This window comes from Roseateles sp. P5_B10 (assembly GCF_056400485.1).
On record NZ_JBFULE010001399.1, the window covers coordinates 1 to 799 of the forward strand.

Below are 799 nucleotides of genomic sequence, written 5' to 3' on the forward strand. Positions count from 1 at the left end.
GTATCTGACACTGCCAATCTTCGCGGTGTCGATCACCATCCATGGCATTGCCAATCTGCTCGAGGACCTCGGTCTCGTCGCCAAGGTGCCGCCGAAAGGCTTCCAGCTCTCTGAACTCGACGGGGTCAACTGATGATCACCTTCGCTGCATTCACGGTGATCATGCTGGTCGGCGTGCCGATCGGCCTTTGTCTCTGCCTTGCCGGTTTCGTCTACATCATGGCATCCGGCAATCCGGTGCTGTTCCAATCCTATCCGCTGCAGCTGTTCGGCGGCGTCGACAGCTACGGCCTGATCGCGATTCCGCTGTTCATCCTGATCGGCGAGATCATGAATGGCGGCGGCATCACCAAGCGCATCGTCGACATGGCGATGGCCTTTGTCGGCTCGCTGAAGGGCGGACTGGCCTACGTCAATATTCTCGCCAACATGTTCATCTCCTCCATTCTCGGCTCGGCGACCGCACAGGTCGCGATCATGGCGCAGATCATGGTCCCGGAAATGGAAAAGAAAGGCTACGACAAGACCTTTGCTGCCGGCCTCACGGCCTATGGCGGCATGCTCGGCCCCATCATCCCGCCATCGGTGATGTTCGTGGTCTACAGCGTTTTGGCGCAGGTGTCGGTCAGTGACATGCTGATCGCCGGTATCATTCCCGGGGTGATCCTGACCGGCATGTTCTGCATCGTCATCGCGCTGATGGGCTACATCTATAACTATCCGCGCGCCGAATATCAGACGCCGAAACAGCGTATGATGACCATTCTGCGCACCTCGCCAACCCTCTTGATTCCCATCG

1 protein-coding gene is annotated in these 799 nt (G+C 58.2%); it reads left to right on the forward strand.

What is annotated here, in order from left to right; translation table 11 throughout:
* Positions 1-132 precede the first annotated feature (132 nt).
* On the forward strand, positions 133-799 hold a 667-nt coding region (locus AC1DU6_RS33600; protein WP_477862690.1), incomplete at its 3' end, for a TRAP transporter large permease subunit.